The 25,429-nt window shown below is 70.5% G+C and carries 28 protein-coding genes and 1 tRNA gene; 17 read left to right on the top strand and 12 right to left on the bottom strand.

Annotated features, from left to right (window positions below; translation table 11 throughout):
• Window positions 1–225: 225 nt before the first annotated feature.
• Window positions 226–477 (bottom strand): PilZ domain-containing protein, encoded by a 252-nt coding sequence (locus H7965_RS20105; RefSeq protein WP_261394315.1) that lies wholly within the window; start codon window positions 475–477, stop codon window positions 226–228.
• A gap of 235 nt (window positions 478–712) precedes the next feature.
• Between H7965_RS20105 and H7965_RS20100 the strand changes: the two genes are divergently transcribed.
• Window positions 713–934 (top strand): hypothetical protein, encoded by a 222-nt coding sequence (locus H7965_RS20100; RefSeq protein ID WP_186772377.1) that lies wholly within the window; start codon window positions 713–715, stop codon window positions 932–934.
• A gap of 332 nt (window positions 935–1,266) precedes the next feature.
• Here H7965_RS20100 and H7965_RS20095 read toward each other — a convergent pair whose 3' ends face one another.
• Complete coding sequence (locus tag H7965_RS20095; protein WP_186772376.1) at window positions 1,267–1,488, bottom strand: tripartite tricarboxylate transporter substrate-binding protein; 222 nt, start codon at window positions 1,486–1,488, stop codon at window positions 1,267–1,269.
• Between the two features lie 272 nt (window positions 1,489–1,760).
• Here H7965_RS20095 and H7965_RS20090 point away from each other — a divergent pair, with 272 nt between their 5' ends.
• Window positions 1,761–2,711 carry a tripartite tricarboxylate transporter substrate binding protein gene (locus tag H7965_RS20090; protein ID WP_186772375.1) on the top strand — a complete coding sequence of 317 codons (951 nt, stop codon included), beginning with the start codon at window positions 1,761–1,763 and terminating at the stop codon, window positions 2,709–2,711.
• Between the two features lie 13 nt (window positions 2,712–2,724).
• Complete coding sequence (locus H7965_RS20085; protein WP_186772374.1) at window positions 2,725–3,819, top strand: mandelate racemase/muconate lactonizing enzyme family protein; 1,095 nt, start codon at window positions 2,725–2,727, stop codon at window positions 3,817–3,819.
• 237 nt (window positions 3,820–4,056) lie between these two features.
• On the opposite strand, the gene H7965_RS20080 is transcribed toward H7965_RS20085, so the two are convergent.
• Together H7965_RS20080 and trxB are read right to left on the bottom strand one after the other, a co-directional pair.
• On the bottom strand, window positions 4,057–4,947 hold the full coding sequence (locus H7965_RS20080) for a LysR family transcriptional regulator (RefSeq protein ID WP_186772373.1): 891 nt from the start codon (window positions 4,945–4,947) through the stop codon (window positions 4,057–4,059).
• A gap of 17 nt (window positions 4,948–4,964) precedes the next feature.
• Window positions 4,965–5,978 (bottom strand): thioredoxin-disulfide reductase, encoded by a 1,014-nt coding sequence (gene trxB, locus H7965_RS20075; RefSeq protein WP_186772372.1) that lies wholly within the window; start codon window positions 5,976–5,978, stop codon window positions 4,965–4,967.
• A gap of 102 nt (window positions 5,979–6,080) precedes the next feature.
• Here trxB and H7965_RS20070 point away from each other — a divergent pair, with 102 nt between their 5' ends.
• The 3 genes from H7965_RS20070 (at window position 6,081) to H7965_RS20060 (ending at window position 8,698) form a co-directional block, all read left to right on the top strand.
• Window positions 6,081–6,557, top strand: coding sequence for an Lrp/AsnC family transcriptional regulator (locus H7965_RS20070; RefSeq protein ID WP_186772371.1), 477 nt, complete (start codon window positions 6,081–6,083; stop codon window positions 6,555–6,557).
• 192 nt (window positions 6,558–6,749) lie between these two features.
• Complete coding sequence (locus H7965_RS20065) at window positions 6,750–7,427, top strand: class I SAM-dependent methyltransferase (protein WP_186772370.1); 678 nt, start codon at window positions 6,750–6,752, stop codon at window positions 7,425–7,427.
• A 41-nt stretch (window positions 7,428–7,468) separates the two neighbouring features.
• Complete coding sequence (locus tag H7965_RS20060; RefSeq protein WP_186772369.1) at window positions 7,469–8,698, top strand: M20/M25/M40 family metallo-hydrolase; 1,230 nt, start codon at window positions 7,469–7,471, stop codon at window positions 8,696–8,698.
• 28 nt (window positions 8,699–8,726) lie between these two features.
• On the opposite strand, the gene H7965_RS20055 is transcribed toward H7965_RS20060, so the two are convergent.
• Both H7965_RS20055 and cobA read right to left on the bottom strand, forming a co-directional pair.
• A complete protein-coding gene (locus tag H7965_RS20055) occupies window positions 8,727–9,854 on the bottom strand; it encodes a YbfB/YjiJ family MFS transporter (RefSeq protein WP_186772368.1) in 1,128 nt (375 codons plus the stop codon).
• Window positions 9,855–9,908: 54 nt separating this feature from the next.
• Window positions 9,909–10,733: a uroporphyrinogen-III C-methyltransferase gene (gene cobA, locus H7965_RS20050; protein ID WP_186772367.1), complete on the bottom strand. Its 825-nt coding sequence runs from the start codon at window positions 10,731–10,733 to the stop codon at window positions 9,909–9,911.
• A gap of 189 nt (window positions 10,734–10,922) precedes the next feature.
• On the opposite strand from cobA, the gene H7965_RS20045 reads away from it, so the two are divergent.
• The 7 genes from H7965_RS20045 to H7965_RS20015 are packed head-to-tail and all read left to right on the top strand — an operon-like array spanning window position 10,923 to window position 16,439.
• Window positions 10,923–11,249, top strand: coding sequence for a DUF2849 domain-containing protein (locus H7965_RS20045; protein WP_186772366.1), 327 nt, complete (start codon window positions 10,923–10,925; stop codon window positions 11,247–11,249).
• Window positions 11,250–11,265: 16 nt separating this feature from the next.
• The gene (locus tag H7965_RS20040) at window positions 11,266–12,951 is read left to right on the top strand and encodes a nitrite/sulfite reductase (protein ID WP_186772365.1); all 1,686 of its coding nucleotides are present in this window, start codon (window positions 11,266–11,268) and stop codon (window positions 12,949–12,951) included.
• Window positions 12,938–13,435: a DUF934 domain-containing protein gene (locus tag H7965_RS20035; protein ID WP_186772364.1), complete on the top strand. Its 498-nt coding sequence runs from the start codon at window positions 12,938–12,940 to the stop codon at window positions 13,433–13,435. Before H7965_RS20040 ends, H7965_RS20035 begins: the two co-directional genes overlap by 14 nt.
• The gene (locus H7965_RS20030; protein ID WP_186772363.1) at window positions 13,435–13,641 is read left to right on the top strand and encodes a type 2 periplasmic-binding domain-containing protein; all 207 of its coding nucleotides are present in this window, start codon (window positions 13,435–13,437) and stop codon (window positions 13,639–13,641) included. Before H7965_RS20035 ends, H7965_RS20030 begins: the two co-directional genes overlap by 1 nt.
• Window positions 13,642–13,645: 4 nt before the next feature.
• Entirely contained in the window at window positions 13,646–14,236 is a 591-nt protein-coding gene (locus H7965_RS20025; RefSeq protein WP_186772362.1) for a precorrin-2 dehydrogenase/sirohydrochlorin ferrochelatase family protein, read from the top strand.
• A gap of 31 nt (window positions 14,237–14,267) precedes the next feature.
• Window positions 14,268–15,284, top strand: a complete 1,017-nt coding sequence (locus H7965_RS20020; protein WP_186772361.1) for an LLM class flavin-dependent oxidoreductase — start codon at window positions 14,268–14,270, stop codon at window positions 15,282–15,284.
• A 24-nt stretch (window positions 15,285–15,308) separates the two neighbouring features.
• On the top strand, window positions 15,309–16,439 hold the full coding sequence (locus tag H7965_RS20015) for a serine hydrolase domain-containing protein (protein ID WP_186772360.1): 1,131 nt from the start codon (window positions 15,309–15,311) through the stop codon (window positions 16,437–16,439).
• A gap of 218 nt (window positions 16,440–16,657) precedes the next feature.
• On the opposite strand, the gene ccmB is transcribed toward H7965_RS20015, so the two are convergent.
• Together ccmB and ccmA are read right to left on the bottom strand one after the other, a co-directional pair.
• The gene (gene ccmB / locus H7965_RS20010; RefSeq protein ID WP_186772359.1) at window positions 16,658–17,317 is read right to left on the bottom strand and encodes a heme exporter protein CcmB; all 660 of its coding nucleotides are present in this window, start codon (window positions 17,315–17,317) and stop codon (window positions 16,658–16,660) included.
• Entirely contained in the window at window positions 17,314–17,904 is a 591-nt protein-coding gene (ccmA, locus tag H7965_RS20005) for a heme ABC exporter ATP-binding protein CcmA (protein ID WP_186772358.1), read from the bottom strand. Before ccmA ends, ccmB begins: the two co-directional genes overlap by 4 nt.
• Window positions 17,905–18,024: 120 nt before the next feature.
• Between ccmA and acnA the strand changes: the two genes are divergently transcribed.
• Together acnA and H7965_RS19995 are read left to right on the top strand one after the other, a co-directional pair.
• A complete protein-coding gene (gene acnA, locus H7965_RS20000) occupies window positions 18,025–20,721 on the top strand; it encodes an aconitate hydratase AcnA (RefSeq protein WP_186772357.1) in 2,697 nt (898 codons plus the stop codon).
• Between the two features lie 127 nt (window positions 20,722–20,848).
• Window positions 20,849–21,124 (top strand): hypothetical protein, encoded by a 276-nt coding sequence (locus H7965_RS19995; protein WP_186772356.1) that lies wholly within the window; start codon window positions 20,849–20,851, stop codon window positions 21,122–21,124.
• A gap of 15 nt (window positions 21,125–21,139) precedes the next feature.
• Here H7965_RS19995 and folE read toward each other — a convergent pair whose 3' ends face one another.
• The 3 genes from folE to H7965_RS19980 all read right to left on the bottom strand — a co-directional run bounded on the left by folE (window position 21,140) and on the right by H7965_RS19980 (window position 23,375).
• On the bottom strand, window positions 21,140–21,778 hold the full coding sequence (gene folE / locus H7965_RS19990; RefSeq protein WP_186772355.1) for a GTP cyclohydrolase I FolE: 639 nt from the start codon (window positions 21,776–21,778) through the stop codon (window positions 21,140–21,142).
• A gap of 211 nt (window positions 21,779–21,989) precedes the next feature.
• A complete protein-coding gene (locus H7965_RS19985; protein WP_186772354.1) occupies window positions 21,990–22,637 on the bottom strand; it encodes a CoA transferase subunit B in 648 nt (215 codons plus the stop codon).
• 3 nt (window positions 22,638–22,640) lie between these two features.
• A complete protein-coding gene (locus H7965_RS19980; RefSeq protein WP_186772353.1) occupies window positions 22,641–23,375 on the bottom strand; it encodes a CoA transferase subunit A in 735 nt (244 codons plus the stop codon).
• Between the two features lie 175 nt (window positions 23,376–23,550).
• On the opposite strand from H7965_RS19980, the gene H7965_RS19975 reads away from it, so the two are divergent.
• A tRNA-Ala gene (locus H7965_RS19975) sits at window positions 23,551–23,626 on the top strand.
• Window positions 23,627–23,888: 262 nt separating this feature from the next.
• Complete coding sequence (locus H7965_RS19970; RefSeq protein WP_186772352.1) at window positions 23,889–24,857, top strand: hypothetical protein; 969 nt, start codon at window positions 23,889–23,891, stop codon at window positions 24,855–24,857.
• A gap of 89 nt (window positions 24,858–24,946) precedes the next feature.
• On the opposite strand, the gene H7965_RS19965 is transcribed toward H7965_RS19970, so the two are convergent.
• Entirely contained in the window at window positions 24,947–25,312 is a 366-nt protein-coding gene (locus tag H7965_RS19965; RefSeq protein ID WP_186772351.1) for a hypothetical protein, read from the bottom strand.
• Window positions 25,313–25,429: the final 117 nt, after the last annotated feature.

Below are 25,429 nucleotides of genomic sequence, written 5' to 3'. Positions count from 1 at the left end.
GTCGAGCCGCTGGCGGCAATCGCTCAGACCCTGCCGATCGCGCCTACGACTTCCACTCACCCCTGAGGCCGGCGCGGCGCATCCGTGAACCCTGGCGCACATCATAGAAGCCCCACTGGAAACCAGAGTGCCAAAGCCCTCCACGTTCGCTGCTGTAAATCCGGCTCGGGAGTGTTCACCCAAAGGGACAATCCGCCTGCGCCGGCCCGATTGACCAGCCAGTGCTCACCCAGCGGCGGCACCCACGAACTCGAGCCCCACCTGGGTGCCTTGCTGCCAGCGGCGCCGCGCCGGCTGGAGCAATCCGTCCGGAAGGCGAAGCTCCACCATCTCCGGCACCTCTACCGGGTCGAAGAGGCAGATCCGCGCGCCGGTGGAGGAAAGGTCGAAGGCTGCGCAGGTCAGCAAGACCTCTCCGAATGCGATCCGGGCTTCCTTGATCATGCGGCTCCGAGCCGTGCGGCGTTTATCCTGCATTGCATCCTCTGGCTCGGTTCAAGATGATTTCACAGGATATTATTCAAATTTTGTCCTGTGCACGTTTTTATAGATCATCCTTCAGGGCAGCGCGATTTCCCGCGACGCCATCCGAACATCACAAAATCGTTATCAATTAGCTAGTCCGAACGTTCTCAAAAAGGAAGCGGCAATGTGAAGAGGCGGGCCGGGCCGGTGCCGCGTTGCGCTTCCTGTCCACGAGAGGGAGAGCGCCATGCTTCGCAGACTGACGACGGCGGCCGTGCTCGGCGCGGCATTGCTTGGAATGGTGGCGTGTGGGTCCAGCCCTGGCGGGCGGGCGGTATCCGGTGGGCTGCTCGGCGCGGGCGCGGGCGCGGGTGTCAGTGCCCTGACCGGCGGCAGTGTCGGCACCGGTGCGCTGGTCGGTGGCGGCGTCGGCGCGGCCGGCGGGGCCCTGACCGCACCCCGGTGGTAGCGGGCTGCGCGCGCGGGGCCAGGGGCGGTTCCAGGGCGCTGGCGCCAGCCTTTGGCGTTCCGTCACCCGCTGCAAAGGAGACAGGCGGGAACCGGCCCGCGGCTCCCAATCCACCCGGATGCCGAGCCGCCGGACCGGCGCGCCATAGCGCTCCGATTCCTGCACGGTGAAGGTCACCGATCCTCGGGGCAGGAGCCGACCGGCTTCGCGTTCGGGCCGGGCAACCGCTCTCGGAAATGGCCGAACAGTGAGGGTGCCATGTCGTTGGAGGTGCTGCCGCGATCAGTGCCTGCGCATCCTTGCAAGCGAGTCGGCAGAGACCGCCATGACGTTCACCGAAGATTGGAATGCGGCGTGAAGTCGCGCTCCGGGTCACAGGGCAGCCGTGCATAGAGAAGTCGGTTGACCACCTGCGCGTCGGTGGTGGCGAGCAGCAGTGCATAGCCCTCTGGCGCCATGCGCACGCCCGCTTCTGTGGCGATGCTGCCGGCGACGCCGGTGCGGTTCTCACAGACGATGGGTTGGCCGGAGCGCTGCGACAGCGGCTCGGCCATCAGCCGCCCGACACATCGGCAGAGGAGCCAGGGTCGAAGGGTAGGACCAGGCGGGTGGGACGGTCGCGCCACTCCGCCGCCCGCACCATTGACGCGGTCAGGACAGCACCGGCCCTGCCAGCACTGCGCGCCGCCGCGTGACCATCTCCTCCACTCTTTGCGGGAATGCTGCTGCGCGGGCTGACACGCGCCAAGGTGGCAGGCCAGGGCATGGACGTCCCCGGGAAGCAGCCTAAGCTGCGCCCGGGCGACAGACCCGGGGGGAGAAACGCATGCAACGCCGGGTGATGGTCGCCACCTTCGGGCTGCTGCCGTGCATCGTCAGGGCGCAGGGCGCGCGGCCGATCCGGCTGATCGTGCCCTATTCGCCGGGCGGCGCGACCGACATTCTCTCCCGCCTGCTGGCGCCGCGGCTGAGCGAGAGCCTCGAACAGCCGGTGGTGGTGGAGAACCGCGCCGGCGGCAACAGCATCGTCGGCACCGAGGCGGCGCTGCGCGCCGCGCCGGATGGCCAGACGCTCGGCATGATCGACCTTGCCTTCGTGGTGAATCCGGCAATGTACGCCACCCTGCCCTACGATGCGCAGCGTGACGCCGCGCCCGTCGGACTGGTGGCCAGCGCGGCGCAGGTGCTGCTGCTGCACCCGGCGGTGCCGGCGCGCAACCTGGTGGAGCTGGTGGCGCTGGCCCGCGCCCGGCCGGGGCAGCTTTCCTTCGGCTCGGCCGGCGCCGGCACCGCGGTGCGCATCGCCGGCGAGCAGCTCCGCATTGCCGCCGGCCTCGACATCCTGCACGTCCCCTATCGCGGCGGCGGCGAGACCCTGGCGGCGGTGACCTCGGGCGAGGTCAGCATGATCTTCTCCGGTCAGGCCCAGGCGAAGCAGCTGGCGGATGCCGGAAGGGCCCGGCCACTGGCCATCACCGGCGCGCGGCGCGGCCGCCGCATGCCCGAGGTACCGAGCTTCGCCGAGGCCGGCTTCGCTGGCGTCGACGTTGTCACCATCAACGGGCTGATCGCGCCCGCTGGCACCCCTCCCGAGGTGATCCGGCGGTTGAACGCCGCGGTGGTACAGGCGCTGCGCCAGCCGGATCTCGCGCAGCGGCTGACCGAGCTGGGCTTCGAGATCATCGGCGGAACGCCGGAGGAATTCGCCGCATGGACCGCGGCGCAATTGCCGAAATGGGATGCGCTGGTACGCACTGCCGCCATCCGCCCCGAGTGAAAGGACTCACCGCATGACGATCAAATCCGTCACCGCCTTGCCGCTGGCCCTGCCCCTGCTGCCCGGCAGTTCCCGCCCGAGCTTTGCCGGCAAGACCCTCGACGTCGCCCGGATGATCGTGGTCCGGGTGGAGACCGATGATGGCGTGGTCGGCTGGGGCGAGACCTTCAGCCACCTGGCCTGGCAACCGGCACATGCCGCGCTGCGCGATGTCGTCGCGCCGCTCGCCATCGGCCGGGACGAGCGCGACATCGGCGCGGTGTCGCTGGAGCTGCAGCGCATCCTGCACTTGTTCGGCCGCAGCGGCGCCATGCTCTACGCGCTCTCGGGGTTGGAGATCGCGCTGTGGGACATCGCCGGCAAGCGCGCCGGCAAGCCGATCGTCGAGCTGCTTGGCGGCGCGCGGCGCAAGCTGCTGCCGGCCTATGCCAGCCTGCCGCGCTACGGCGATGTCGCGACCGTCGCCCACCATGCCGCCGGCGCCGCCGCGCGCGGCTATCGCTCGGTGAAGCTGCATGAGATCGGCGCGCCGCAGGTCGCCGCCGCCCGCGCCGCGGTGGGCCCGGATGTGGCGCTGATGATGGACACCAATTGCCCCTGGACGGTGGATCAGGCGCTGGCAGTGGCCGAGCAGGTCCGGCCGCAGAAGCTGCTCTGGCTGGAGGAGCCGGTCTGGCCGCCGGAGGACCACGCCGGCCTCGCCCGGGTGCGCGCCGGCGCCGGCATCGCCGTGGCCGCCGGCGAGAATGCCGCGAGCCCTGAGGAATGCATCGCCCTGATGGCGGCCGGCGGGGTGGACTACATCCAGCCGAGCGTCACCAAGATCGGCGGCATCGGCGCCTGGATGCGGGTGGCGCGGGAGGCCGAGGCGCGCGGCATCGCCGTCATGCCGCATTGCCCGTATTTCGGCGCGGGCTTCATCGCCACCCTGCACATGGTGGCGGCGCTGCCGGGGGAGAGCCTGGTGGAGCACATGTACTATGACCTGGAGACCAGCCCCTTCGCCGCGGCGATCCAGCCGCAGCGCGGCAGCTTCACCGTGCCGGAAGGGCCGGGGCTCGGCTGCGAACCGGATCCGGAGGTGCTGCGGCGTTACGCGGCGGCGTGAGGCGCGGCGGGCCGGCGAAAGCCGGCCTGGAGCCAGCTTCCGGCCAAAAAGAAAGCCGCCAACCCAATGGGATGGCGGCTGAAGTTAACAGGGAGGCTTCACGTCTGGGAGACGAAGGAGTTCGGGGAAACCCCGAAACCCTCTTCCGACGAAGTGCGTCGGAATGGCTATAGCCTACCCCTAACATTGCCATGCCGGTTTGGTGAAAGCTGCCACCACCCATGCGCCATACGCATATCACACGGTGCCGGACAGTTCCGCGACCAGGAAGTCCCGGAACACCGACACCCGCTTGGAATGCCGCATTTCCTCGGGATAGACGAAATAGGCGTCGAGCCGCGGCGCCTTGAGCTCCGGAAGCACCTGCAGCAGCCCTTCCAGCTCCCGGCCCATGTAGTCGGGCAGGGCGGCGAGGCCGAGGCCGCTCTGCACCGCTCGCAGCATGCCCGTCAGGCTGTTCACCTCCACCGCTGCCCGGCGCGGCGCGCCGGCGCGGCGGCCGGCCTCGCTCAGCCAATTCACTTCGTCGATCGGCGGCCGGTGGTCGCCCCAGACGATCAGCCGATGGGCGTCCAGATCCTCCGCTCGCTGCGGGATGCCGGCGGTCTTCAGATAGCCGGCGGCACCGCAGACCCGCCAGCCGAAGCTCGCCAGATGGCGCTGGATCAGATCGGGCTGGCGCGGCGGGTGCATTCGGATGGCGACATCCGCCTCCCGCATCGCCAAGTCCAGGTCGCTGTCGTCCAGCAGCAGGGTGACGCTGACATCGGGGTAGAGCGTGAGGAAGCGCGAGAGCCGGGGCGCCAGCCAGGTGCTGCCGAAACCCGTGGTGCTGGTGACCTTCAGCCGCCCCGCCGGGCGTTCGCGGCTTTCGGTCAGCAGCGCCTCGGTCATCGCCAGCTTGGCGAAGACCTCCCGCACGGTCCGGTTCAGCGTCTCCCCCGGCTCGGTCAGGATCAGGCCGCGGGCGTGGCGGTGGAACAGCGGCACCTGCAACGCCTCCTCCAGCGCCTGGATCTGGCGGGAGACGGCGGATTGGCTGAGATTCAGCGTCTCCCCCGCATGGGTGAAAGAGCCTGCCTCCGCCACCGCGTGGAAGACGCGCAGCTTGTCCCAGTCGAGTGGCATCGGCGGCGGGCTTCCCTTCAGGTCCAGGCTTCGACGGCGGGGGCCTCGGCCGGCAGATGCGCCAGCCACTTCTCCGCCTCGAGCGCGGCCATGCAGCCGGTGCCGGCGGCAGTGACCGCCTGGCGGTAGATGCGGTCCTGCACGTCGCCGGCGGCGAAGACGCCGGGGATGCTGGTGCGGGTGCTGCCCGGCTCGGTGGTGATGTAGCCATCGGCATCCATGCCGATCTGGCCATGGAACAGCGCCGTGGCCGGATCATGGCCGATGGCGACGAAGACGCCGTCGAAGGGCAGTTCCGCCGTGGCGCCGGTCTTCAGGTTGCGGGTGGCGACAGCGCGCAGGGCACGGAACCTGCCCTCGGTCGCCAACATCTCCTCGACCACCGTATCCCAGACCACGGTGACGTTCGGCTTGGCGAACAGCCGCTGCTGCAGGATCCTCTCCGCCCGGAAGCTGTCCCGGCGGTGGATGACGGTGACGCGCTTCGCCAGATTGGAGAGGTAGAGCGCCTCCTCCACCGCGCTGTTGCCGCCGCCGATCACCGCGACCTCCTTGCCGCGGAAGAAGAAGCCGTCGCAGGTGGCGCAGGCGGAGACGCCGAAGCCGGACAGCTCCTTCTCACCGGGCACGCCAAGCCAGCGGGCCTGGGCGCCAGTGGCGATCACCAGGGTCTCGGCCAGGTAGATGTCGCCGGAATCGCCCGTGGCGCGGAGCGGCCGGGCGGCGAGGTCGACGCCGGTGATGACGTCCTGGATGACGGTGGCGCCGACATGCTCGGCCTGGGCGCGGAACTGATCCATCAACCAGGGGCCCTGGATGGGTTCGGCGAAGCCCGGGTAATTCTCGACATCGGTGGTGATGGTCAGCTGCCCGCCCGGCTGCATCCCGGCGACGACCAGCGGCGCCAGCCCGGCCCGGGCGGCGTAGATGGCCGCGGTATAGCCGGCGGGGCCGGCGCCGAGGATCAGCAGGCGGGTACGGTGGGTATTGGACACGGACTCGGTTCCCGGCGTTTCAGTCAGGCGTTGCATATTCGGTGTGCGGCGCCGCACCACAAGCACAAGTCTTGCGACTTCGACAGGGAGCAATGATATTGCGCTGTACGCCAAACGGCGGCAATGAAACATGAGCGCATGCGGACCGAGCCAGAACAATCCCTTGACGAGGTGGATCGCCAGATCCTCGCCGAACTGCAGGCCGATGGTCGCATGACCAATGTGGAGCTCGCACGCCGGGTCGGGCTCTCGGCCCCACCCTGCCTCCGCCGCGTCCGGCGGCTGGAGGAGGAGGGCATCATTCGCGGCTACCACGCCGACCTGGACCCGGTGGCACTCGGCTACGAGATCACCTTCTTCGCTTTGGTCGGGCTGGAGAGCCAGAAGGAAGCCGTGCTGGCGACCTTCGAAGGCGCGGTGCGCGAATGGCCGGAGGTGCGGGAATGCCACATGATCCGCGGCGGCGGCGATTTCCTGCTGCGGCTGGTTGCCCGCGACACGGCACATGAGAATGCGTTGACCTCGCGGCTGACCGCAGCGCCGGAGGTGGCGCGGGTGCAGACCCTGCAGACCATCCGCACCGCCAAGGACGAGGCGGGCGTTCCGGTCAGCTAACGATATGCTTCCAATGACCCTGAACCTTGGCAGGTTCAGCCTTCCTCACACGCCGGACGGCCCGCTTTCGCGGGCCTTGGCTTCGCGCCACCGGGCACGGCGCGCGGAAGCGTGCTCGGGCCGGCCGCGGAACCGGCCGGTTGGCCTGATTCCACTCTTGCCGCGGCGGCCCGTCGTGCTAACCGCGGCGCCATGGCACTCCCCGACCCTGATTCCAGCCCCGATGGCCCCCGCGCCCTGGTGACCCGTGAGCGGCTGGATGCCGCCGCCCGTTTCGCCGGCGACATCTGGCTGCCCGACCATCCGTATTTCGACGCCGCCGAGCCGGCGATCGAGGCGCTGTGGCGCGACGCCATCCTGCCCTTCCTGGCCGGCGCCGACTTTACCTGCGTGCTCGACTTGGCGACCGGGCGCGGCCGCAACGCGCGGATGCTGCTGCCGCTGTCGAAGCGGCTGATCCTGGTCGACATCCGGCCGGAGAACATCGCCTTCTGCCGCGACCGCTTCGGCGATGATCCGCGCATCAGCTACATCGCCAACAATGGCTACGACCTGCGGGAGGTGGCGGACGGCACGGTGACGCTGTTCTACAGCTTCGACGCCATGGTGCATTTCGACAGCGACGTGGTGCGCGCCTATCTGGCGGAGGCGCAGCGGGTGCTGGCGCCGGGCGGCCGGGCCTTCCTGCATCATTCCAACTACACCGGCGGGCATGACTGGCGGGTGGCGCCGCACTGCCGCGCCTTCATGTCGAAGGACATGTTCCGCCACTACGCGCTGAAGGAGGGACTGGAGGTGCTGCGGCAGCGGGTGTTCGACTGGGGCGGGGAGACGGAGCTCGACGGCTTCACCCTGCTGCGGAAGGCATAGCGCGCTTGACGGTGCCCGGCCGCCGCCGCGATGACGCTGGGATGAGCGCCCCCCTCCCTCCCGCCCAGACCATCGCCCGCCTGCTCGCGAACCCCCGCTTCCGGGCCGCCGTGGCGGTGCTGGACCGGGAGCATGAGCGGACGGTGGAGGACATCATCCGCCTCACCGAAATTCCCAGCCCGCCGTTCAAGGAAGCCGCCCGCGCCGCCGCCTATCTGGCGATGCTGCGCGACCACGGGCTGGAGGAGGTGGAGCAGGACGCCATCGGCAATGTCATGGGGCGCCGCCGCGGCAGCGGCAACGGCCAGACCGTGGTGGTCGCGGCGCATCTCGACACCGTCTTCCCCGAGGGCACGGATGTGCGCGTGCGGCGGGAAGGGACGAAGCTCTTCGCCCCCGGCGTCGGCGACGACACCCGGAGCCTGGCGGTCAACCTTGCCTTCCTGCGTGCCATGGATTCCGCCGGCATCGTCACCCGCAGCGACATCCTCTTCGTCGGCGATGTCGGGGAGGAAGGCCTCGGCGACCTGCGCGGGGTGCGGCACCTGTTCCTCGAAGGCCGGCACCGCGACCGGATCGCCGCCTTCTTCACCGTGGACAGTCCGGACGTGGACCGAATCGTCACCGGCGGCATCGGCAGCAAGCGCTACCGGGTGGGCTTCCGCGGGCCGGGCGGGCACAGCTTCGGCGCCTTCGGGCTGGTGAACCCGGCCTATGCCATGGCCCGCGCCAGCCTGGCATTGGCGGAGCTGCCGGCGCCGGTGGACCCGCGGACGACGCATTGCGTCAGCGTGCTCGGCGGCGGCACCTCGGTGAACGCCATCCCCAATGCGGTGTGGATGGAGGTCGACCTGCGCAGCCAGTCGGCAGCCGAGCTGGCGCGGCTGGAGGCGGCCTTCCTCGGCGCGGTGGAGGCCGCGGCGGCCGCCGAGAATGCGGCGCGCTCGACCCGGGAAGGGCCGGTGACGGTGGAGCTGACGCCGATCGGCGACCGCCCCGCCGGGGAAACGCCGGCGGGGGCGGCAATCGTCCAGCTCGCCGCCGCGGCAGTGGCGGCGCAGGGCTACGAGCCGGTGCTGGAGGCCTCCTCGACCGACGCCAACATCCCGATGAGCCTCGGCATCCCGGCGGTGAAGATCGGCAGCGGCGGCACCGGCGGGCGGGCGCATTCGCTGGAGGAATGGATCGACGTGGAGAAGGGCGAAAGCCTGCGCGGGATGGTTGCGAGCTTGGCAGCCATCCTGGCGGTGGCTGGGGTGGAGGAGGGCTGACGAAGGCCGGGGGCCGACGCCCCCCGGCTCACCGTGCGGCCCGCGCCAAGGCCAGAGCAGTACCCAGGGCGGCAAGGGAGAAGACCAAGCCGCTGCCGAAGACCGCCGCATGGCTCTCTCCGGTGGCCGCGAACAGCGCCGCCAGGGCGAAGCCCACCACCGTCTGCACCACCGCGAAGGCCGCGGTGCATCGCACCCAGAGCCCGGTCGCCTGCGGCCCTGCCAGAACCCGGGTCACCGCCAGGGTCACGGTGGTCACTCCGACGGCGGCGAAGCCGGCCAGCGCCGCGGTCGGCAGCACCAGCCCGGGGGAAGGCGGCAGCGCCAGCGCCAGCGCCGCCGCCTGCACCAGCAGCCACAGCACCAGGGTCGGCAGCGCGCCCAGCCGGTCCACCACCCGCCCGCTCAGTACCCCACCGGCAATGCCCGCCAGACCGAAGGCCAGCCAGGTGGCGGCGCCGATGCCGACGCCGAGGCCCCGGCCACGCGCCGCCAGATCGGCCAGGTAGACCATCGGCGGCACCATCCCGGCGCCATGCAGCCCGTAGGTGAGGATCAGCAGCCGGGCCCGTGGCGGGCGGGCGGCGGCGGCTCCGGTCAGCACCATGTCCGGCCAGCGCGGATGGGCGAAGGCCCAGAGCAGCAGCACCAGCCCTGCCAGCCCCAGCCAGGTCGCCGGCAGCCCGGCGCCGAGCAGCGCCGGCACCGCGACCGCCCCGGTGGCGATACCGATGCCGACCCCGCTGATGACCACGCCGCCGGCCTTGCCGCGGTCCGGTGCCGCCACGCTCGCCTGGGTCGCCGGTCCGGCGATGGCCATCAGCAGCCCGCCGGCCACCCCGGCCAGGGTCCGCCACAGCAGCAGCCAGGCGAAGCCGCCGTTCCAGGCGCAGGCGGCGAGCGAGACGGCGATCAGCGCCATCCCCGCATCCAGCAGCCGCGGCACGCCGATCCGCCGTGCCACTGCCGGCCCGATCAGCGTGCCGATGAGGTAGCCGAGCAGCGCCGCGGCACCGAGGGTGCCGGCCTGGCCGCCATCCACCCAGCCGGCGGTGACCATGGCCGGGAACAGCGGCACATAGGCGAAGCGCGCAATGCCATTGCCGGATGCGGTCGCCGCGGCACCGGCGGACGCGAAGCGGAGATAGGAGGCCACACGCCGAGGCTACATGCCCCAGACCATATGACCAACGCGGCTAACGCCGGGCCGTCATGCAGTTCGTGACGCAACAACCGCCGGGACCGGCGCCGCCACCGCTTGCAGCAGGCCAAGGCCGGCAACCTCGCCGATCACCACCAGCGCCGGCGTCGGCAGCGCGGCGCGACGGGCTTCCAGGGTGCAGGTGCCGAGGGTGGTGCGCAGCACCGCCTGGCCCGGCAGCGAGGCCTGCGCCACGACCGCCACCGGCGTCTTCGGCGCCCGCCCGGCGGCCAGCAGGCGCAGCGCGATCTCGTCCAGCCGGCTGAGTGCCATGAAGGCGGCAATGGTGCCACCGGCGCGACCCAGCGCATCCCAATCGACGCTGCCGGGCAGCTCGCCCGCCTCGTCATGGCCGGTGACGAAGGTAACAGCGCTGGCGGTGCCACGATGAGTGAGCGGAATGCCCGCCGCCGCTGGCGCCGCGGTGCCGGCGGTAACGCCTGGGACCACGCGCCAGGGAATGCCGGCGGCGGTCAGCGCCACGGCTTCCTCGCCACCGCGGCCGAACAGGAAAGGATCGCCGCCCTTCAGCCGTACCACCCGGTGCCCGGCGCGGGCGCCGGCGATCAGCCTGGCGTTGATCTTCGCCTGGGACAGCGGCGCATGGCCCTTCCGCTTGCCGACCGCGAGCACGGTTGCCCCGGCGCGGACCAGCCGCAGCATGGCCCGGCCCGGCAGCGCGTCATGCAGCACCAGATCCGCCCGGGCGAGGGCGCTGGCAGCGCGCTGGGTCAGCAGCCCGGGGTCGCCGGGGCCGGCGCCGACCAGCCAGACCTCGCCGGGGGCGGGGGCGTCGCCGGTCGCCAGTGCGGAGGCATAATCCACATCGGTCATGCGTAATATCCGAATTTGGCAGCTAAATTCGGCTTTCCACGCCGACGATGCAAGAGCCGTCTGCCATTGCGCGGCCTTAGGGCGCAAGTTGTGGCGACAATGTCCTTGATAAGGCGATTAATGATCGCTAATTTTGGCCTATATGCCTCGGATTGGCGTGCATACCCATCACCCACAGGACATTCCCGCATGAGCAGCACCCCGAAGGCGCGGCCCGCCACCGCGCCGGTGGTCTTCACCGCCAACCGGCTGCGGGACGGCCGCGTGGTCTGGCTGGGTGCCGAGGGATCGTGGGTGGAGGCGCTGGCGGCGGCCCGGGTCTTCCCGCCGGAGGCCGCGGCGGAAGGGCTGGCACTGGCGAAGCAGGGCGAGCGGCAGCAGCAGGTGGTCGGCGTCTATGGGGTCGAAATCCGCCACCTGGCCGGTGCGCCGGTGCCGCTGAAATTCCGCGAAAGACTGCGCGCCGCCGGGCCGAGCATTGCGGCCGAGCCGGCCGGCTGGCGCCTCGCCTCCTGAATCCGGAACAGATTCGATGAACGTCATCGCCTCCCGCCCTGCGCCGCAGTATCCGCCGCACGCCCGGACCTATCGCTACGATGAGATCGACCGCGAATTCCTGGCCGAGCGCATCGCCGAGTTCAGCGACCAGGTGGCCCGCCGCCTGAGGGGCGAGCTGACCGAGGATGAGTTCAAGCCGCTGCGGCTGATGAACGGGCTCTACCTGCAGCTGCACGCCTACATGCTGCGCATCGCCATTCCCTACGGCCTGCTGAACGCGACGCAGCTGCGCCAGCTGGCGCTCATCGCGCGGCGCTGGGACCGTGGCTTCGGCCATTTCACCACGCGGCAGAACATCCAGTTCAACTGGACGAAGCTGGAGGATGTGCCGGACATCCTGCGGGCGCTGGCCGAGGTGGACATGCATGCCATCCAGACCAGCGGCAATTGCATCCGCAACGTCACCACCGACGAATACGCCGGCGCCACGCCGGATGAGGTGGTGGACCCGCGCGTCTATGCCGAGATCCTGCGGCAGTGGTCGACCCTGCACCCGGAATTCACCTGGCTGCCGCGCAAGTTCAAGATCGCCATCACCGGCAGCCCGAACGACCGCGTCGCCGCCCAGGTGCACGACATCGGCGTGCTGGCGAAGCGCAACGTCGCCGGCGCGATGGGCTTCGAGGTGCATGCCGGCGGCGGCCTCGGCCGCACCCCGCTGATCGGGCGAAAGCTGCGCGACTGGGTGCCGGAGGATGAGTTCCTCGGCTACATGGAAGCCGTGCTGCGCGTCTACAACGCGCTCGGCCAGCGCGACAACATCTACAAGGCGCGCATCAAGATCCTGGTGCGCGACCTGGGCGACGCGTTCGTGGAGATGGTCGAGCGCGAATACGCCACCATGCCGCGCGATCCCTACCGGCTGGACCCCGCCATCGTCGCCGCCATCGCCGCGCATTTCGCCCCGCCGCCCTTCGCGGCGCTGAACGACATCGCCCCGCCGGAGGACCCGGAATTCGCCGCCTGGGCCAGCCGCAGCGTCCGGCCGCATCGCCAGCCGGGCTATGCCTCGGTCACCATCTCGCTGAAGCCGGTCGGCGGCATCCCGGGCGACGCCTCGGCCGACCAGATGGAGGTGGTGGCGGCGTTGGCGGAGCGGCATTCCTTCGGCGAGATCCGGGTCAGCCATGTGCAAAACCTGGTGCTGCCGCATGTCCGCCAGGATGAGCTGTTCGCCGTGTGGCAGGGGCTGCGCGCCGCCGGGCTGGCGACGCCCAACATCGGGCTGATCAGCGACATCATCGCCTGCCCGGGGATGGACTACTGCGCCCTGGCGACGGCCCGCAGCATCCCGGTGGCGCAGCGCATCTCCGAACGCTTCGCCGACCTCGACCGGCAGCTCGACCTCGGCGAATGCTTCGTCAACATCTCCGGCTGCATCAACGCCTGCGGCCATCATCATGTCGGCCATATCGGCATCCTCGGCGTCGATAAGCGTGGCGAGGAGGTCTACCAGGTGACGCTCGGCGGCTCCGCCACCAATGACGCGGCGGTGGGAGAGCTGGTCGGGCCGGCCTTCTCCTACGATGACATCGTGGACGCCATCGAGACCATCATCCGCACCCATGTCGCGCATCGCGCGCTGGGCGAGCGCTTCATCGACACCTATCGCCGCATCGGCCTCACGCCGTTCAAGGAGGCGCTCTATGCCGCTGCTTGAGGATGGCCGCATCGTCGACGACCCCTGGGTCACGGTGGCGGATGACGCGCCGCTGCCGGAGGCGCCGACGATCCTCCCGCTCGCCCGGCTGCAGCGGGAGGCGGCGGCGCTTGCCGGCCGCAACGGGCCGCTTGGCGTCGCCCTGCCGCCCGATGTCGCGCCGGAGGCGATCGCGCCGCTGCTCGGCCGCCTGGCGCTGGTCGAGCTGACCTTGCCGAGCTTCCGCGACGGCCGCGCCTTCACCCAGGCGCGCGCGCTGCGCGAGCACCATGGCTACACCGGCGAGATCCGCGTCGGCGGCCATGTCATCCCCGACCAGTACCTCGCCCTGCTGCGCTGCGGCGCCAGCACGGTGGTGGTACCGGAAGGCGCCGATCCCGCAGTGTGGGATGCGGCGCGCCGGGTGATCGGCATCGCCTATCAGCATTCGGCCGCGCCGGGCCACCCCCTCTCCCTGCTGCGGCGGAAGCTGGAGGTCGCCTGATGCAGGGGCGCGGACTCCTCGTCACCGCCGGCGCCCGCACCATGGCGCTGCCGGAGGTGCCGACACTGGCGGAGGCGGCGGAATGCGTGCCGGCCCTGGGGCTGGAGCCGGCGGATGACTCCCCCGAGGTGCCGGGCGCGCTGATCCGCGCCGATACCGCGTGCTGGGCCGAGGTGATGCGGCGCGCCCACATCCAGTCGGGCTAGCGCCATGTTGCCACTCACCATCGACCTGTCGGATTGGCCCGTGCTCCTGGTCGGCGACGGCCGCGCGGCGCTGGCCCGGCTCGACATGCTGGAGGCTGGCGGCGCCCGCGACCTGACCATCTTCGCCGAGGCCCCTTCCGCCGCGCTGCGCGACCGCGCCGGAGCGCGGCTGGTGGAGCGGCTGCCGAGCGATGCCGAGGTGGCGGCGGCGCGGCTGCTGCTGATGGCCGGGCTGTCCGGGGCCGACAGCGCCCGCCTTGCCGCAGTGGCCCGGGCGCATCGCGTGCTGGTCAATGCCGAGGACATCCCGCCGCTCTGCGACGCCTATGCGCTGGCGATGGTGCGGCGCGGCAATCTCGTCATCGGCGTCTCCACCGAGGGCCGCAGCCCGGCTTTCGCCCGCGGCCTACGGCAATGGCTGCAGCACCGCTTCGGCCCGGAGTGGCACGGCAGGCTGGAGGATGCCGCGGCGATGCGCGCCCGGCTGCGCGCCGATGGTGCCGCCCCGGCGGCGATCACCGCCGCCACCGCCGAGTTGCTGGAGCGCTGGCTGCCCGACCCCCTCGCCGCCCCTGGCGCTTCCCGCGAGGGCTGATAGGCTCCCCGGAAAGGCAGGGGAGGATGGCGTGCAGTTCGGCATCTTCGACCAGAACGACCGCGGCACGCTGGCCCTGACCGGGCATTACGAGGCCCGGCTGCAACTCGCGGAATTCTACGACCGCGCCGGCTTCGACCGCTACCACGTCAGCGAGCACCATGCGACGCCGCTCTCGGCGACACCGGCGACCGGCGCCTGGCTCGGCGCTGTCGCGCAGCGGACGAAGCGGCTGCGCTTCGGGCCGCTGGTCTACATCCTGCCGCTCCGCCACCCGTTGCAGATCGCCGAGGAGGTCTGCCTGCTGGACCAGATGAGCGGCGGGCGGTTCGAACTCGGCGTCGGCCGCGGCATCTCGCCCTATGAGCTGGGCTACCATGGCATCGACGCGGCCGAGGCGCCGGCGATGTACCGCGAAGCCCTTGCCCTGCTGGTCCAGGCGCTGACGCAGGAAGAGGTGAGCTTCGAGGGCCGCTGGTGGCAGTGCCGGCAGCTTCCCATCGTGCTGCGCCCGGCGCAGCAGCCGCACCCGCCGCTGTGGTACGCCTGCGCCACGTCGGAGGCCGCGGTGTGGCCGGCGCAGCATGGCGTCAACATCGTCTGCAACGCACCGGCGGCGCAGGTCGCCAGGATCGTCGCGCGCTACCGGGCGGAATGGCGCGGCACCAAGCCGCTGCCCTGCCTCGGCCTGTCGCGCGCCATCGTCATCGCCGAGACCGCGGAGGAGGCCCGTGCGGTGGCACGGCGTGGCTGGAAGCGACATGCCGAGAGCTTCCTGAAGCTGTGGCGCAGGCACGGCACCGGCCCGCAATTCGCCCGCATGACCGTGGATTTCGCTGATACCGAGGCCGCTGGCATGGGCTTCGCCGGCACCGCGGCGGAGGTGCGCGACGCGCTGCTTGCGCAGGCGGCGGAGACCGGGGTGAATTATCTGGTCAGCCGCTTCGCCTTCGGTGACCTGACGCTCGCGGAAAGCCTGCGCTCCGCCACCCTCTTCGCGCAGGAGGTGATGCCGGCGCTGGCCGAGCGGCATCGCAAGGCAGCCTGAACCCCTTCAACCAGGAGACGCACGATGGCCTTCCCGCTGCCCGAATCCAATCCCGAGGCGCTCGGCCTCGATCCTCGGCCGCTGGCGCGGCTCTGCGCCATCATCGAGCAGCACATCGCCGCGGGCCATCACCCCGGCGCGCAGCTTGCCGTCGCGCGGCATGGCAAGCTGGCGCTGTTCCGCAGCTTCGGCCATGCCCGCGTGGCGCCCGATGTGGCGGCCGACGCGCGTAGCCTATTCCTGATGTATTCCAACACCAAGGTGGTCACCGCCGCGGCGGTCTGGACCTTGGTGGAGGATGGGTTGCTGCGGTTCAGCGACACCATCGCGCAGCACGTCCCGGAATTCGCGGCGAACGGCAAGGGCGGCATCACCGTGCTGCAGCTGCTTACCCACCAGGGCGGCTTCCCTTCCGCCGTGGTCCCCGCCGCCTGCTACGCCGACCACGCGCTGCTGCGGAAGACCGTCTGCGAATTCACCCTGGAATGGACCCCGGGCAGCCGCGTCTACTACCACCCGGCCGCCGCCCACTGGGTTGCGGCCGTGCTGATCGAGGCGCTCACCGGCCAGGATTTCCGCGACTACATCCGCAGCCGGATCACCGAACCGCTGGGGCTGGCGGATGAGATCTTCGTCGGCCTGCCGGAAGCGCAGCTGGACCGCGCCGCGCATATCTACGATCCGCAGCAGGACGGGAAATACGTGCTGCGCCCGGGGGAGAATGACGCCGCGCACCATGCCGCGGGCATTCCCGGCGGCGGCGGCTACGGCAGCGCCCGCGGCATGGTGGCCTTCTACCAGATGCTGGCGCAGGGCGGGGTGCTGAACGGCACCCGCATCCTGTCGCCGCGCACCATCGAATTCGTCACCCGCAATTTCACCGGCGACCGCGTGGACGAGAACATGGGCCTGCCGATGAACCGCGGCATCGGCCCGCATTCACGCGGCGAGCATCCGGTGATCCGCGGCCTGGGCGCGGTGGCGCATCCGCGCACCTTCGGCCATGGCGGCGTCGGCTCCTCCTACTGCTGGGCGGATCCGACCAGCGGCGTGAGCTTCGCCTTCTTCTCCAACTGCCGGCAGGTCGAGCCCTTCCATACCGAACGCATGGATGTGCTCTCGAACCTGGCGCATATGGCCATCCTGCCGGGCTGAGCAGCCGGGCCGGGCAGCGCCTGCCTTCCGCGGCTTTGCCGCGGCAGGCCGTGCCGAAGCGCCGATTGGAAAGGACAGCCCCCGCGAAAGCGCGCAGCGAATTCGTGGGGATGTCTCAGCGCCGCGTGAGCCACATGGTGGTGAACATCACCCCGACCAGGATGATCATCCCGGTGCGGTGCTCGGCGATCCATTGCAGGGCATCTTGCAGCATGCCGCTACTCTACTCTTAGCGCCGCCCCTGCGGCCAGCGGCGCCAGCGGCAGCGCCGCGGCGACCAGCGCGCCGAGCAGCAGCAGGTAGGGCCGCGGCGAGAGCCCGGCCGCGGCGGCCTCGATCGCGGCCGCACCGAAGATCACCGCTGGGATCGCCAGCGGCAGCACCAGCAGCGGCAGCAGCACCCCGCCTCGCCGCGCCCCCAGGGTCAGCGCCGCCCCAGCGGTGCCGAGCAGGGAGAGGAATCCCGCCGCCAGCCCCAGCGCGGCCATCGCCGCCGGCCAGGCGCCCATCGGCAGGTTCAGCATGGCCGCCGCGACCGGCGTGGCCACCAGCAGCGGCAGGCCGGTGGTCAGCCAATGCGCCAGCGCCTTGGCCGCGGCGACAGCACCAGACCCGAGGCCGCTCAGCAGCAGCTGGTCCAGCGTGCCATCCTCGGCATCGGCGCCGAACAGCCGGTCCAGTGGCAGCAGCGCCGCCAGCAGCGCCGCCGCCAGCAGCGCCCCGGGGGCGATGCGGGCCAGGGTCTCCGGCGCCGGGCCAATGCCGAAGGGGAAGAGCGCCGCCACCAGCACGAAGAACAGCACCGCTGCCAGGGTATCGGCCGGGTGGCGCAGGGCGAGGCGCAGCTCGCGCGTCAGCAGCGCAATCCAGGCCCTCACAGCCGCAGCTCCTCGGCCCCTGGCAAGGGGAGTGGCAGATGCGTCGCCGCCAGCACCATGCCGCCCGTCGCCCGGTGCTGCGCCAGCAGCGTGCCCAACCGCGCCACCGCGGCGGCGTCCAGCCCCACCGTCGGCTCGTCCAGCAGCCAGAGCGGCGCCGCCCCCAGCGCCAGTCGGGCCAGCGCCAGCCGCCGCTTCTGGCCGGCGGAGAGCACCCGGGCGGGCAGCTCGGCCAGCGGCGCGAGATCGAGCGCGGCCAGCGCCGCCTCCACCTCACCGCCCCAGAGCCGGGCGAAGAAGCGCAGGTTCTCCCGCGCCGTCAGCGCCGGCTTCAGCGCATCCTGGTGCGAGAGGTAGCGCAGCCGGGCGGCATGGGCGGCGCGGTCGGCCAGGGCATCGGCGCCGTCCCACAGCAGCGCCCCCGCGGCCGATGGCAGCAGCCCGGCGAGCAGCCGCAGCAGGCTCGACTTGCCCGCGCCATTGGCGCCGACCAGCAGCAGCGCCCCGCCCGCGCCAAGGCGGAATGACACTTCCGCAAAGATCACCCGCTCCCCGCGCAGGCAGGCGAGGCCCCGTGCCTCCAGCATCTTCCGAATCCTCTTCTCCAGGCCCCTGCCCCGCCCCGTGGACGTCAACCCCCGTCCTGCGTAAAACCCCTTCCCACGTGTTGCGCCGCCCAGGCGCACCGAGGAAAGGGTTTCCGGACCATGCGGATGATCGGGCAGGACAGCCTGAAGACCCGCCGCACCCTGACGGTGGACGGCAAGAACTACCACTACTTCAGCCTGCCCGAGGCGGCCAAGGCGATCGGCGACATCGCCCGGCTGCCGGTCAGCCTGAAGGTGCTGCTCGAGAACGTCCTGCGCTACGAGGACGGCCGCAGCTACACGGTGGATGACGCCAAGGCGATCGCCGGCTGGCTGCCCGCCGGCCATTCGGACAAGGAAGTTCCCTTCCGCCCGGCCCGCATCCTGATGCAGGACTTCACCGGTGTGCCTGCGGTGGTGGACCTGGCCGCAATGCGGGACGGGATCATCAAGCTCGGCGGCGACCCGCGGAAGGTGAACCCGCTGGTGCCGGTCGATCTGGTGATCGACCACTCGGTCATGGTCGACGTCTCCGGCACCGCCAACGCCCTGCAGCGGAACGTCGACATCGAGTTCGAGCGCAACGGCGAGCGTTACGAGTTCCTCCGCTGGGGCCAGTCGGCCTTTAATAATTTCCGCGTCGTGCCGCCGGGCACCGGCATCTGTCACCAGGTGAACCTGGAATACCTGGCGCAGGTGGTCTGGACTACGCAGGACATCGGCGACACCTACGTCTACCCTGACAGCTGCTACGGCACCGACAGCCACACCACCATGGTGAACGGCCTCGGCGTGCTCGGCTGGGGCGTCGGCGGGATTGAGGCGGAGGCGGCGATGCTCGGCCAGCCGATCGCCATGCTCATCCCGGATGTCATCGGCTTCAAGCTGACCGGCAAGCTGCGCGAGGGGGTCACCGCCACCGACCTGGTGCTGACGGTGACGCAGATGCTGCGCAAGAAGGGCGTGGTCGGGAAGTTCGTCGAGTTCTTCGGCGCCGGCCTCGATGACCTGCCGCTGGCGGACCGCGCCACCATCGGCAACATGGCGCCGGAATACGGCGCGACCTGCGGCTTCTTCCCGGTCGATGCGATGACCATCGGCTATCTCCGCCTCTCCGGCCGCGACGAGCACCGGGTGAAGCTGGTCGAGGAATACGCCAAGGCCCAGGGCATGTGGCGCGACAGCAACTCGCCGGACCCGGTCTTCTCCGACACGCTGGAGCTGGACATGGGCACCGTCGAGCCCTCGCTCGCCGGGCCGAAGCGGCCGCAGGACCGGGTGGCGCTGTCCAACACCGCCGCCTCCTTCGCCAAGGACCTCGCCGCCGGCGCCATGGGCGTGCCGGGCGACGAGGCGAACAAGCGGGTGCAGATCGAGGGCGCGCATTACGACCTCGGCCACGGCGATGTGGTGATCGCCGCCATCACCTCCTGCACCAACACCTCGAACCCCTATGTGATGATCGCCGCCGGCCTCGTGGCCCGGAAGGCGCGCGCCAAGGGGCTGAAGCCGAAGCCTTGGGTGAAGACCTCGCTCGCCCCCGGCAGCCAGGTGGTGACCGAATACTACGAGAGCTCCGGCCTGCAGGCCGACCTCGACGCCATCGGCTTCCAGACCGTCGGCTACGGCTGCACCACCTGCATCGGCAACAGCGGGCCGCTGCCGGACCCGATCGTCGACGCCGTCGAGAATGAGAAGCTGGTGGTCGCCGGCGTGCTTTCCGGCAACCGCAACTTCGAGGGCCGGGTCCACGCCAACGTGCGCGCCAACTACCTGGCCTCGCCGCCGCTGGTGGTCGCCTATGCCCTGGCCGGCACGGTGACCAAGGATCTGACGAAGGAGCCGATCGGCACCGGCAGCGATGGTCAGCCGGTGTTCCTGAAGGACATCTGGCCGAGCCAGAAGGAAGTGAACGACACGGTCGATGCCTGCGTGACCCGCAAGATGTTCGTCGACAAGTACGGCGACGTCTTCAAGGGCCCGACGCAGTGGCAGGCGATCCGCGTCGATGCGGACAGCGACACCTACCGCTGGAACAGCGGCTCCACCTACGTCCAGAACCCGCCCTATTTCGAGGGCATGACCGCCGAGGTGAAGCCGGTGACCTCGGTGCACGGCGCCCGGGTGCTGGCGCTGCTGGCCGACAGCATCACCACCGACCACATCTCGCCCGCCGGCAACATCCGCAAGACCAGCCCGGCCGGCGAGTACCTGCTGGAGCACCAGGTCCGGCAGGCCGACTTCAACAGCTACGGCGCCCGCCGCGGCAACCACCAGGTCATGATGCGGGGCACCTTCGCCAACATCCGCATCAAGAACGAGATGGTGCCCGGCACCGAGGGTGGCGTCAGCAAGCACTACCCCTCGGGCGATGTCGCGCCGATCTATGACGTGGCGATGCGCTACAAGCGGGAGGGCGTGTCGCTGGTGGTGTTCGGCGGCAAGGAATACGGCACCGGCTCCTCCCGCGACTGGGCGGCGAAGGGCACCTTCCTGCTGGGCATCAAGGCGGTGATCGCCGAGAGCTTCGAGCGCATCCACCGCTCCAACCTGGTGGGCATGGGCGTGCTGCCGCTGGTGTTCCAGAACGGCCAGGACCGCAAGTCGCTCGGCATCACCGGGGACGAGGTGATCGACATCCTCGGCCTCGAGCAGATCAAGCCGCGGCAGACGCTGGAACTGGTGATCCGCCGCGCCAACGGCACGGTGGACAAGACCACGGTGCTGAGCCGCATCGATACGGCCGATGAGGTCGAGTACTACAAGAACGGCGGCATCCTGCACTACGTGCTGCGCGGGATGGCGAAGGCGGCGTAACGCCGGCTCCGTCCGCTGCCCATGGCAGGGCCTGACCGCTTCCGGTGGAGGCGGTCAGGCCCTTTTTCATGGGAACCAGGGCTTTCGCAGAACGCTTGGGTGCGTCGCAACCTGGCAAGGAGAGCCCATGCGACCAACCCTGGCGATCGCCATGCTGACGATGCTCGCCGGCTGCGCCGTGGAACGCACCGTCGCGACCGCGCCGGCGGCCTATTCCACTGCTTCGCCCTATGCGCCGCAGGTCGAGGCCCAGCGGGTGATCGTGCCGGCGCCCGGCTCCTACTGCGAGGAAGCGGTGGCGGAAGCGCAGGATGCCGCGGCGCGCGCCGCCGTCACCGGTGGCCAGCGGGATGCGGGACGGGCGGCGCGCACCGCCGACTACGCCGCGCGCGACTGCCGCTGAGGCGCGATGGGCCGGTCAGCCTTCGGCGCCGCTGCGCTGCCCGGCGATCATCGCGAGGAATTCCCGCCGGGTGGAGGGATCGTCGCGGAAGGCCCCGAGCATCCGGCTGGTAACCATGGAAACGCCGGGCTTGTGGATGCCCCGCGTCGTCATGCACTGGTGCGCGGCCTCGATGACCACGGCCACGCCCTTCGGCTTCAGCACGTCATTGATGCAATTGGCCACCTGCGCCGTCAGCTTCTCCTGGATCTGCAGCCGCTTGGCATAGACCTCCAGCACCCGCGCCAGCTTGCTGATGCCGACCACCCTTCCGGCGGGGAGGTAGGCGATATGCGCCCGCCCGATGATCGGGACGACATGGTGCTCGCAATGGCTCTCCAGCCGGATGTCGCGCAGCACCACCATCTCGTCATAGCCATCCGTCTCCTCGAAGGAGCGGGCGAGCAGTTCGACCGGGTCGGTGGCGTAGCCGGCGAAGAACTCCTCATAGGCGCGGACGACGCGGGAAGGGGTGTCGATCAGCCCTTCCCGGTCGGGGTCGTCGCCGGCCCAGCGCAACAGGATGCGCATCGCCGCCTCGGCCTCCGCGCGGCTCGGACGGGACTCCTCCGAGGCTTTCGTCTCGGCCAGGCCAGCGGGAGTCTGAATGTTCACGGCAATTTTCCCCAAGGAAGGGAGAGCGCCAGTCGGACGACTGTCCGGATCAGACGCCAGGGAAACCCGGAGATGGGTGCAGCGGACGAACCCGCAATGCCTGATCCTGCCGTGAAAATGTCACAGAGGCTAGACCGGATCGATGCGCCCGGCCTGTTGTTTACAGGGCGGCTTCACGCTCCAGGGCGCAAACCCCTCTCCGCGATCCTCTCTAGCGGCTGTTCGCCACCACGAACTCCGCCTCGGTTTTCGCCTTCACCTCATCCAGCGTGACCTCGGGCGCCAACTCGAGCAGTCGGACCGAGGTTTCGCCGCGGCGGGCCAGCTCGAAGACGCCGAGTTCGGTGATGACCATGTCCACCACCCGCTGCCCGGTCAGCGGCAGGGTGCATTGCTTCAGCAGCTTCGGCTTGCCGCCGGCGGTGTGTTCCATCAGCACCACCACCTTCTTCACCCCGGCGACGAGGTCCATTGCCCCACCCATCCCCTTCACCATCTTGCCCGGGATCATCCAATTGGCGAGGTCGCCATTCGCCGCCACCTGGAGTGCACCCAGGATCGAAAGATCGATGTGGCCGCCGCGGATCATGGCGAAGCTGTCGGCACTCGAAAAATAGCTGCTGGTCGGCAGCGCCGTGATGGTCTGCTTGCCGGCGTTGATCAGGTCGGGATCCTCCTCCCCCTCATAAGGGAAGGGGCCGAGGCCGAGCATGCCGTTCTCGCTCTGCAGCTGCACGTTGATGCCTGGCGGCACATGGTTGGCCACCAGGGTCGGGATGCCGATGCCGAGGTTGACGTAGAAGCCGTCCTCCAGCTCGCGGGCGGCGCGGGCGGCCATCTGGTCGCGGGTCCAGGGCATGGGTCAGACCTCCTCGCCGGTGGCGGCAGTCGCCGGTTCGCGCTTGCGCACCGTGCGTTGCTCGATGCGCTTCTCATAGCCCGGTGGGCATTGGATGAGGCGCTTCACGAAGATCCCGGGGGTGACGATGTGGTCGGGGTCAAGGTCGCCCGGCTGCACCAGATGCTCGACCTGCGCCACCGTCAGCTTCGCCGCGGTCGCCATCACCGGGTTGAAGTTCCGCGCGGTGCGCCGGTAGACCAGATTGCCCTCGGTATCGCCCATCCAGGCGTGGATGATGGCGAGGTCGCCGACGATCCCGCGTTCCTGCACATAGGTCTCGCCGTCGAATTCGGCAGTGGGCTTGCCTTCGGCCACCGCGGTACCGACGCCGGTCTTGGTGTAGAAGGCCGGGATGCCGGCGCCGCCGGCGCGGATCCGCTCGGCCAGCGTGCCCTGGGGGTTGAACTCGATCTCAAGCTCCCCGGCCAGGTACTGCCTGGCGAAGGTGGCGTTCTCGCCGACGTAGCTGCTGACCATCTTGCGGACCTGCCGGGTCTGCAGCAGCAGGCCGAGCCCCGCATCGTCGATGCCGGCATTGTTCGAGACGATAGTGAGATCCTTTACCCCGCTGTCGCGGATCGCCTCGATCAGCAGCGAGGGGATGCCACAGAGGCCGAAGCCGCCGGAGAGGATGACCATGCCGTCGCGGAGCGCGCCGGCCAATGCCGCCTTCGCGTCCGGATAGACCTTGCCCATGCGGCGGAGCTCCCTCTGTTTCAGCCGGCTTCCGGCGTGCCATCCGGCAATCCGTGGCACTTGGAATACGGCACCGACGCGGCGCAAGCTAATCGGCCGACGCCGTGCGTGGAAGGCCCTCGCAGGCCCTTGCGTGTCCTGCGGGCGACGGTTATACCCCGCCCCCACTCCCCGGGGGGCCATAGCTCAGTTGGGAGAGCGCTTGAATGGCATTCAAGAGGTCGGCGGTTCGATTCCGCCTGGCTCCACCAGGGTTCCCGCCGGTCTCCGCATAGCGCGACCGGCGGCCTCTCCCCCAGCATCCAAGCCTGACGCATATTGCTGAAGGGCGGCATCGCCCGGAGGCGTGACTCTGTCCTGCCGGGCAATGCTCCGGCAATCGGCTCAGGTGCGCATGGCGCGTGGTTGCTGCCAGAGCGGAGCCACGCCTTCAGGCTTCCAGCGATCTGCTCCAGTGAAACGCTTCCTTCACCTCGGCATGGTGCTCTGGCGATCTTTCGAGGACCGCCACCCGTGTTCCAGGCCCTGTCCACGGCACTGCTGCCTCAGGCTGGCCGGCTGATCACCGGCCTGCGGAACGCGGCACCGCTATCGGCCGTCGCGGCGCGGGCGCGGCGGTTCCGCCGGGCGCTGACGGCGGCAGCGGCCGATGCGCCACAGCTGGCGGACCTGCCCCATCCACTTCCCGCACCCGAGGGCGCTCCAGAGGCCGAGAGCCTTGCCCTCGCCCGCACCGATTGGGCGGAGCGGCTGTGGGACGCCGGCTTCACCGGCCCGGGCGGCGCGGCGGAGGCGCTGCGGCTGTCCGGCCTGCTGCCACTCTCCCCGGCCACCACGCTGCTGCTGCTGGGTCAGGATGCCGGCGGCGCCGCGGCCGCCATCGCCACCCAGCGCGGCGCCTGGATCGCCAGCCACCAGCATGACCCCGTCGCCGCCGCGCGGATGGCGGCGCGGCTGCGCCCCTTCGGTCGGCGCATCGAGGTAAGGCCCTGGTCGCCCCAGCAGCCGGCTTTCCGGAAAGGTTTCCACCAGCATGCGCTGGCACTGGAACCGCTGCGGCCGGATCCGCGGCCCGGACCGCTCTGTGCCGCCATCGCCGGCGGGCTGAAACCGGGCGGCCAATTCGTGCTGCTGGAGTTGGTGGAGGGCGCCTCAGCTGGCCAGCGCCAGGCGGCGCTTCGGCGCTGGATGCAGCTGGAAACCCGGTCCGCCCCACCGCCCTCACGCGCCGCGGTGGAGGCGGCGCTGCACGCCGCCGGCTTCCAGGTCCATGTCACGGAGGACGCCAGCCAGCGGCATTGCAGCGGCATCGTCGAGGCCTTCGGCCGGCTGATGCCGGGGTTGCGTGCGGCAGGCCGCCCGGCCAGCCCTGGGGCGACCGCGGCCCTGCTGGCCGAGGTGGAAAGCTGGCTGCTGCGCCACCGCCTGGTCGCCTCCGGCCAGCTTACCCTGCTGCGGTGGCATGCCAGCCGGCGGCGTTGATCTCGGCAGCCCTGAGGGTCAGGGCATCTCAAGCGCCGGGCGGCCCGTCTGGCCTCTGCGCGAAGCAGCCGGTCGGCGTGGCTGCGCCGCTACCCGACGCTGACGATGCGGTAGCCGTATTCGCGGCCGTCCGGCTCCAGGATGGTGACGTATTCGCCGGGACGGAACTGCGCGGCGTGGCGGATCAGCACCTGCGGCCCCGCATCCGCCGCCTCCCCGGCCAGCGGCTGGAAGCGCAGCGACCAGCCGGCTTCCGGGTCGTGCTGCACGTCACCCTCCCGCGGCGGCCCGTCCGGCCAGACGCGGCGGGCGGGCCAGGGGTTGGGGTCGGCTCGCCAGGCGGCGCTGTCCAGCTGGCGCTCGCCGTTCAGCGTCACCTCCATCTCGTAGCGGTGCACCGGGCTGCCCACGGGGAAGCCGGGCCCCGATGCCATCACCAGGGTCACCAGAGGCATGCCGTCGTCCTGCCTTCCGCGCCTGACCCGCGATCGCCCCGGCTGGAAGCACCCAGGGCGTGACTCGCTGGCTCAACAAAACCTGGCGGCCGCGGAGGCGCGGCCCACCGGGCAGAG

This window comes from Siccirubricoccus deserti (assembly GCF_014283215.1).
Taxonomy (GTDB): Bacteria; Pseudomonadota; Alphaproteobacteria; order Acetobacterales; family Acetobacteraceae; genus Siccirubricoccus; species Siccirubricoccus deserti.
Note: the sequence above shows the minus strand (reverse complement) of the source record. Positions and strands in the feature narration are given on the sequence as shown.